Here is a 7,951-nt window from a genome sequence, read left to right as displayed (position 1 = left end):
TCTGGCCTCATGTTGCCGTGGCCGGGAAACGCCGATCCAGGGTCGCCTTCCGCTTCGCGGATCCACTTGCGCAGCACGTTCGCATGCACATCCAGATCGCGCGCTGCCTGCGATGCCGAAACGCCACGCTCCAATACCAGCTTCACCGCCTCGAGCTTGAACTCCCGGCTGAACTTCCGTCGTTGCATCGTCACCCTCCGGTTCCAAAAACACCTTATCTCGGTGTCCACGAAACCGGGTGCAGCTCATTATGCTCACCCTGTGTCGTCATGGAGCGTCGCGGCGGGGCAAGTGACAAGAAGCGATCGGCGAGCGTCTGCGAATGGTGGAGAGCGGTCGTTAAGACCACTGCGTAACATCTCCGGTGACGGCGTTCACCTCGAACCCGAGTAGGTCGTATGCGGGTTTCCCTTCGGGGTTAAATGGTCGGACGGCTACTGCCCAACGGTCAGCGTGTTTCTTTGAACTTTCCACAACATAGGTCCACCCGCCTTGCTCAAAAGCTGCGAGGTTGGCTTCCACCAGTTGAATTGCGCGCCGTTCATCAACCATGCGGTTATTACCTTCCGTGTCAGAATATCCGCGATGTGAATTATGTCTGCAAGTGGGCGATTCATGCCATTCCCGAGCGGGTCCCAAGCGTGTGATTTTCACCACTAACGCGACATCCAGCCCCCGCTTCGCGGACATATAGTCGACGGCAAGCGCCATGTCCCTGTTGGCCCGATGGCGTGGGACGACCGGTTTCGCGCTCATCCCCGCGTTTCAGGCGCGCGCGCGGGGCTCAGCGAACCACGCGTCGTCAGTGGGAGCGGCGGATGGTGAGGACGCGCCGTTGAGGAGGAGCCCGCGCAGATGCTGGCGATCGTGATCCTTGCGGATCAATTCCGGCACATAGTCGCTTACGGTGGCATAACCACGGTCTGCGACCTGCTCGTCGACGCAGCGCCTGAGCGTCTCGGGCAGGGAGGTGTCTATCGTGCTCATGGCGTCATCATGGCGTTTATGGCAAAAATTGGCAGGCTGCGGGCCTGCTGTCCGCCCTGGCACTCGCCGCCAGATACCTCCCCCGCGCGGTCGCCTGATTCCATCGCGGCTCGTCTTTGGCGGCGCGCGCGTGCTATCCGCCTCGCGATACGAATTGGGAGGCATCATTGATCCATAGCTGGCGGCCCCTTGTCGGCCTTGGCGTCCTGTTGCTGGCGGCTTGCGGGTCGGCGCCGGAGGACGACCGTACAGCACCGGCCGCGCCGACGCCCAAGCCGAGCTTCGACCAGACCGTGCCGGGCGTTCAGGCGACGATTGCCGGGCTGGGGGCGCCATGGGCCAAGCCGAGCAGGAACGAGATCCAGCCCGACAAGGCATCGGGCGGGACGATCATCGCGACCACCGGCGACCGCGGCGATGCGAAGCTCTACCGCCTGCCCGATGGCTGGATCAGGGAGGTCGCGCTGACCTCCGGCGCGGGCACGACATGCGGCGATCCGGCCGATGTCGAGCGCGCGATTCCGTTGCTGCTCACCGGGCTGGCGACCAAAGTGACCCTGTCGGCCGATCAGGCGGCGCGGCTCAAGCCCGGGCTGACCGACGCGCCGCCGGTTTCGATCGATATCGGCGCCGTGCGTATCGCCACGCAGGGCGGCTGCGTGCAGCGCCTGACGGTGACGGCGATCGTGTCGGCGACGCCGCCGCCCGCGCGGCGATAGGGCGTCAGTCTCTCGCGGTGGCCATCGGTTTGGATGCCACGGAAGGGGCGCGTGGCCGGGCCTGGCAGGCTGTTGAAAAAGATGATTCGGACCGAGCTCAATCGTCATCCCCGCGCAGGCGGGGATCCATAGCCCATTGCGTTTCAGTGCGATACCAGAGCGCCAAGCTTATGGATTCCCGCCTGCGCGGGAATGACGAAGGTTTTCTCAACAGCCTGCTAGCCCTGCGTCGACTTCAGCAGGCTGTCGCGCAGCGTGGTGATCGCCTTTTGCACCTTGGGGAATTCCTCGGCGGTCAGGCCGGTCGCCTCGGCCAGGTTCCGGCACAGGCTCTTTTCGTGCAGGCGGCGGCCGGCCTCGGTCAGGCTGACCAGCACCTGGCGCTCGTCCGCCGGATCGCGCGTGCGGCTGAGATAGCCCTGGGACTCGAGCTTCTTGAGGATCGGGGTGAGCGTGTTGGATTCGAGAAACAGCTTATCGCCCAGACTGCCGACGGTCTGGTTACCCTCCTCCGACAGCGCGACGACCACGATATACTGGGTATAGGTGAGGCCGAGATCGTCCAGCAGCGGCTTGTACGCCCGGCCGAACGCCAGATTGGCCGAATAGATCGAGAAGCACAGGAAGTCGGACAGTTTCAGGGCCGACAGGTTGGTGGGGCTGGGGGTCGGGGCGGCGTTCATGGCGGATCCTTGACGGCGGCGTGAGTGTCGGCGTGTCCGCTATATATATCGTATGCGATTAAATCGGAAGGGGGTTGACTCGGATCCCGATTCGCCTATTTATATCGCATCCGAGTGAAGCGGATACGATCAATATCATGCCAAGGAGCCAGACCATGTCCGACACCAAGATCCTCTACACCGGCAAGACCCACACCACCGGCGGCCGCGACGGCGCTTCGCAGAGCAGCGACGGCCGTCTCGACATCAAGCTGTCCTCGCCCGGCAGCACCGGCGCCGGCACCAATCCGGAACAGCTGTTCGCGGCGGGATGGTCGGCCTGTTTCATCGGCGCGATGGGCCTGGTGGCGCAGCATCTGAAGGTGAAGCTGCCTGCCGATCTGGCGGTCGACACCGAAGTGGATCTGGCGAGCGGCGAGGGCGGCTATTCGCTGCAGGCGCGGCTCAATGTGAGCCTGCCGGGCGTGGATCCTGAGACCGCCCGCGCGCTGGTCGACGGGGCGCATCAGCATTGCCCCTATTCCAAGGCGACGCGCGGCAACATCCCGGTCGAGATCAACCTGGTCTGAGCGTCCTCGCGGGGCCTAACAGGCTGTTGAGAAAACCGTCGTCATTCCCGCGCAGGCGGGAATCCATAAGCTCGGCGCTCTGGTATCTCACTGAAACGCAATGGGTTATGGATCCCCGCCTGCGCGGGGATGACGATTGAGCTCGGTCCGAATCATCGTTTTCAACAGCCTGCTAAAAGGGGCGTGGGTGGCATGTGCCACTCACGCCTTTTTCATGCCATCAGCGCGGCGCGGGGAAGGGGCGCGACTCGCTGGGGGACAGCTGCGGCTCTTCCCGCGCGGCGACAAGGCCGTCCTTGTCCTGTCTCAGGCGGCGACCTTCGACGCGAAGTCGCCGGCGCTGAACTTCAGCGTGCCGAGGCGTGCGTCGAGCCGGTCGAAACCTCGCCCGACGCCGTCGATATCGTCGGCCACAGCCTCGGTATCCTCGCGGATCGCGGCGATCGTGCTGGACATGGAATCCGCCGCCAGCGCCGTCTCGTCCACCGCCGCGGTGATCGCGGTGACGGTCTGGGCCTGGGCCTCCATGGCGACGCGGATCCGGTTGGCGCTTTCCTGCACCTCGGTGACGATCGACTTGATCGAGGCATTGGTATCGACGGTGGAGCGCGTGGCCGACTGGATCGCAGCGATCTTGCCGGCGATGTCGTCGGTCGCCCGCGCGGTCTGGCTGGCGAGGCTCTTTACCTCCTGCGCGACGACGGCGAAACCGCGCCCGGCATCGCCGGCGCGGGCCGCCTCGATCGTGGCGTTGAGGGCGAGCAGGTTGGTCTGGCCGGCAATGTCGCGGATCAGGCCAAGGATCGATTCGATCGACTGGGCATGGCCGCTCAGCGTCTCCGACATGACGACCGCGGCGCCAGCCTCGGACAGGGCGCGGGTCGAGATATCCGCCGCCGCCTCGACCTCGGTGCGGGCGCCCTCGATCGCGCGGATCAGGCCGGCGGCGGTACGGGCAGCTTCCCGCATCGCCAGGGCCGATTGCTCGGCGGCGGCGGCGACTTCGGAGGTCTTGCCGAGCATGCCGCGCGCCGAGCTGGAGCTGGCCACGGCCTGGCGGCGCAATTCGACGCCTTCCCGGGTGGCTGCCTCGACCATATGCGCGATGCCGTTGCGGAAATCGCCGGCGAGGCGATCACGCTGCTGCCTGGCGTCGAAATCCATATAGGCGGTGTAGAACGACGCATAGATGTCGCATTCGAGCGAACGAAGCCGGAAGAATACCTCGTTGATCTGCTGCCGTTCCTCCTTCGAGCAATCGTGCAGCCGGCCAAGGATTTCCAGCATCCGGGTAGCGCCGACGCAGGTCATCGAGATCAGCGCGGTGAGCGAGACATTGGCGGCGAAGGCCTCTGCGACCAGGCGCTCGGCCGAGCGCACCCAGTCGAGCTGGTCGGCGCGTTCGTAGCGGTCGCGCAGATAGGCGATGCTGGTCCGCACCGTCCAGTCCTGCCCCGGTGCGGCGGCGCGCTCGCGATCCCCGAAGAAGCGGCGCCACTGCGCCAGCTGGGTCTCGGCCACGCCCGCGACCTCCGGCTCGGCGATGGTCCATATCCGGCGGGCCATAGCCAGGTCGTCGGCGGTGAAGCCGAACAGACGCAGGCGATCGGCGAGATCGAGCGTGTCGGCGGCGTGTCCGGCGGGGGGCAGCTGTTTCGGGAGGGCGGCGTCTTTCACTGGCTGGACCTTGTCAGGGGGCATCGGCGGGGCATCGGCCGTGGGGGGCATACCCCGATCCGGGCACTCGCCACCCCGGTCTAGCCGACGCGCAGTTAAGGGTGCGTTACGTGGGCGCGCACGATTCGGAAAAATCGCGCGGGCCGCCCCACGCTTGCGCTTTTGTGCAGAACGGGGGTTTTTGCGGCGGACAGGCTTGTCCCCGCCCGATCCTTGTCGCAAGAGCGCCCCACCAGCACGCGCGGCAGGTTCGCCCCGGAACGAGTCCGGGATGACGTAGGGTCACATTGTCTCTAAAGAGCATGATCCTATAGGATTCGCGCCCGTGTGATGGCGACGAACGAAAGCGAGAGATGCATGGCCGACGAATCGAACGTTCAGTTTTCCGAGCGCGAGGCGCTGCTGTTCCATTCGGAAGGCCGGCCGGGCAAGATCGAGATCATCGCGTCGAAGCCGATGGCGACCCAGCGCGACCTGGCGCTGGCCTATTCCCCCGGCGTCGCCGTCCCGGTCCGCGCGATCTACGAGGATCCCGCCACCGCTTATGATTATACCGCCAAGGGCAACCTGGTCGCGGTGATCTCCAACGGCACCGCCATTCTCGGCATGGGCAATCTCGGCGCGCTCGCCTCCAAGCCGGTGATGGAAGGCAAGGCGGTCCTGTTCAAGCGCTTCGCCGATGTCGACGCGATCGACATCGAGCTGAAGACCGAGGATGTCGACCGGCTGATCGATGCGATCGAGCTGATGGAGCCGAGCTTCGGCGGCATCAACCTGGAGGACATCAAGTCCCCGGAATGCTTCATCATCGAGCAGACGCTGCGCGCCCGGATGAACATCCCGGTGTTCCATGACGATCAGCACGGTACCGCGATCATCGCCGCGGCGGGCCTGATCAACGCGCTGTACCTGACCGGCCGCGACATCAAGGATACGACGGTGGTGGTAAACGGCGCCGGCGCCGCCGCGATCGCCTGCGCGGAACTGATCAAGGCGATGGGCCTGCCGCAGGACCAGCTGCTGATGTGCGACCGCACCGGCGTGATCTGGCAGGGGCGCACCGACGACATGAACCAGTGGAAATCGGCGCATGCGGTCAAGACCGAGAAGCGGTCGCTGGCCGAGGCGCTCGAGGGCGCCGATGTGTTCCTGGGCCTCTCCGCGGCCGGGGCGTTACCGGCGGAATTGCTGATGAAGATGGCGCCCAAGCCGATCGTCTTCGCCATGGCCAACCCCGATCCGGAGATCAGCCCGCCCGACGCCAAGCGCGCGCGCCCGGATGTGATCATCGCCACCGGCCGGTCGGATTATCCGAACCAGGTCAACAATGTGCTCGGCTTCCCGTTCATCTTCCGCGGGGCGCTCGACGTGCGCGCGACGACGATCAACGACGAGATGAAGGTCGCCGCGGCCGAGGCGCTGGCCGCGCTGGCGCGTCAGCAGGTGCCGGAGGAAGTCGCGGTCGCCTATGGCGTGCGGCATACCTTCGGCCCCGATTACATCATCCCGGCGCCGTTCGATCCGCGCCTGATGGAGATCGTGCCGGCCGCCGTCGCCAAGGCGGCGATGGATTCGGGCGTCGCGACCAAACCGATCCTCGACATGGAGGCCTATCGCCAGTCGCTGCGTGCGCGGATGAACCCGACCACGTCGGTGCTCAGCCTCGCTTATGAGGGCGCGCGGGCGCACCCGAAGCGCGTGCTGTTCGCCGAGGGTGAGGAGGAAGTCGTTCTCCGGGCCGCGATCGCGTTCAAGGATGGCGGCTACGGCACGCCGGTGCTGGTCGGGCGCGACGACGTCTATGACCGGCTGCGCGCGCTCGGCGTGACCGACCCCGAAAGCTACGAGGTGCATAACAGCCGCAAATCGCCGCTGGTGCCGAAGATGGTCGACTTCCTCTACAAGCGGCTTCAGCGGCGCGGGTACCTGCACCGCGATGTCGAGCGGATGATCAACCAGGACCGCAACATCTTCGGCGCGGTGCTGCTCCAGCTCGGCGAGGCCGATGCGATGATCACCGGCATCACCCGCACCTATGCGCACACCATGCGCGAAGTGCGCCGCGTGATCGATCCCGAGCCCGGCCGTACGCCGTTCGGCATCCACCTGATGGTCGGGCAGACGCATACCGTGTTCATGGCCGACACCACGGTCAACGAGCGGCCGACCGCCGAGGAACTGGCCGACATCGCCGAACAGACCGCGCTGGTCGCGCGCCGCATGGGCCATGAGCCGCGTGTTGCGTTCCTGAGCTATTCGACCTTCGGCAACCCCGAAGGCCGCTGGCTGGAGAATCTGCGGGCCGCGGTGCAGGTGCTCGACGAGCGCAAGGTCGGCTTCGAATATGAGGGCGAGATGGCGCCGGACGTGGCGCTGAACCCGAAGCAGCTGGCGAACTATCCGTTCGCGCGGCTTTCGGGCCCGGCCAATGTGCTGATCATGCCGGGTCTTCAGTCGGCCAATATCTCGGCCAAGCTGCTTCGCGAGCTCGGCGGGGATTCGGTGATCGGGCCGATGCTGGTCGGCATGGAGAAGTCGGTGCAGATCGCGCCGATGACCTCGACGGCGAGCGAGCTGGTGACGCTGGCGGTGCTCGCCGCCGGCGGGATCGCGCGGTAGTTCTTTCCTTAAGCCCCTCCCCTTCAGGGGAGGGGTTGGGGTGGGGGATGCCAGCGGTGACTGAGGTTGAGCTTCTGAAGCGCGCGCAGGAAATGCGGCGCAATCCTACCGAGCCCGAGAAGCGTTTGTGGCGGGCTCTCTCCAATAGCCAGCTTGGAGAGTATAAATTCCGGCGTCAGCATGTGATACTTGAAGCGTTCGCGATCGTCGATTTCTTTTGCCCAGCGATTGGGCTTGCGATTGAAGTCGATGGCGATACGCATGATCCAGAAAAAGACGAGCTTCGGGATCGGTGCCTAAAAAGTCTCGGCTTCACCACCCTACGCTTCGGCAACGCCGACGTGATGACGAACATAGAGGGCGTGGCCGAAACCATCCTCGCCACTGCCCAATCACTTCCCTCCCGGTGGTCAGGTAATCGGACTCCCCCACCCCAACCCCTCCCCTGAAGGCAGGGGAATCGCATATGGCGATAAGGGTCTGGCGCAGTTTGCCAGATTGGATTCTGTATCGTCTCCTGGATTGCCTGGGAGGAGCAGATGCGGGGTTTCCAAGAGCTATTCGAGGTTGTGCCGGACCCTCGTCGTGCGAATGTCAGTCATGCCTTGCCGGACATATTGCTGATAGCGTTTGCAGCGGTGCTGTGCGGGGCGGAGACGTGCGTCGATATCGCCGAATTTGGCGAAGCGAAGCTGGA

At 65.1% G+C, this 7,951-nt stretch carries 9 protein-coding genes; 5 read left to right on the top strand and 4 right to left on the bottom strand.

What is annotated here, in order from left to right:
* Window positions 1-188 (bottom strand): transposase (locus AC1DT7_RS23995; RefSeq protein WP_478035524.1); only part of this gene is annotated, 188 nt, incomplete at its 3' end.
* A gap of 577 nt (window positions 189-765) precedes the next feature.
* Window positions 766-987: a ribbon-helix-helix domain-containing protein gene (locus AC1DT7_RS23990; protein WP_478038810.1), complete on the bottom strand. Its 222-nt coding sequence runs from the start codon at window positions 985-987 to the stop codon at window positions 766-768.
* 167 nt (window positions 988-1,154) lie between these two features.
* Between AC1DT7_RS23990 and AC1DT7_RS23985 the strand changes: the two genes are divergently transcribed.
* A complete protein-coding gene (locus AC1DT7_RS23985; RefSeq protein WP_478038808.1) occupies window positions 1,155-1,706 on the top strand; it encodes a hypothetical protein in 552 nt (183 codons plus the stop codon).
* Between the two features lie 218 nt (window positions 1,707-1,924).
* On the opposite strand, the gene AC1DT7_RS23980 is transcribed toward AC1DT7_RS23985, so the two are convergent.
* A complete protein-coding gene (locus AC1DT7_RS23980; RefSeq protein WP_478038807.1) occupies window positions 1,925-2,389 on the bottom strand; it encodes a MarR family winged helix-turn-helix transcriptional regulator in 465 nt (154 codons plus the stop codon).
* 155 nt (window positions 2,390-2,544) lie between these two features.
* On the opposite strand from AC1DT7_RS23980, the gene AC1DT7_RS23975 reads away from it, so the two are divergent.
* Window positions 2,545-2,958 (top strand): organic hydroperoxide resistance protein, encoded by a 414-nt coding sequence (locus tag AC1DT7_RS23975; RefSeq protein ID WP_478038805.1) that lies wholly within the window; start codon window positions 2,545-2,547, stop codon window positions 2,956-2,958.
* A 306-nt stretch (window positions 2,959-3,264) separates the two neighbouring features.
* Here AC1DT7_RS23975 and AC1DT7_RS23970 read toward each other — a convergent pair whose 3' ends face one another.
* A complete protein-coding gene (locus AC1DT7_RS23970) occupies window positions 3,265-4,608 on the bottom strand; it encodes a methyl-accepting chemotaxis protein (protein WP_478038812.1) in 1,344 nt (447 codons plus the stop codon).
* 384 nt (window positions 4,609-4,992) lie between these two features.
* Here AC1DT7_RS23970 and AC1DT7_RS23965 point away from each other — a divergent pair, with 384 nt between their 5' ends.
* From AC1DT7_RS23965 to AC1DT7_RS23955, 3 genes are all read left to right on the top strand, one after another.
* On the top strand, window positions 4,993-7,254 hold the full coding sequence (locus AC1DT7_RS23965) for an NADP-dependent malic enzyme (protein ID WP_478038803.1): 2,262 nt from the start codon (window positions 4,993-4,995) through the stop codon (window positions 7,252-7,254).
* Between the two features lie 47 nt (window positions 7,255-7,301).
* Window positions 7,302-7,703: an endonuclease domain-containing protein gene (locus tag AC1DT7_RS23960; RefSeq protein WP_478038802.1), complete on the top strand. Its 402-nt coding sequence runs from the start codon at window positions 7,302-7,304 to the stop codon at window positions 7,701-7,703.
* A 90-nt stretch (window positions 7,704-7,793) separates the two neighbouring features.
* A partial coding sequence (locus tag AC1DT7_RS23955) for a transposase family protein (protein ID WP_478035525.1) occupies window positions 7,794-7,951 on the top strand: 158 nt, incomplete at its 3' end.

The sequence above is a fragment of the Sphingomonas sp. P3_C6 genome (assembly GCF_056402595.1).
This window is presented reverse-complemented; position numbering and strand designations above follow the sequence as displayed.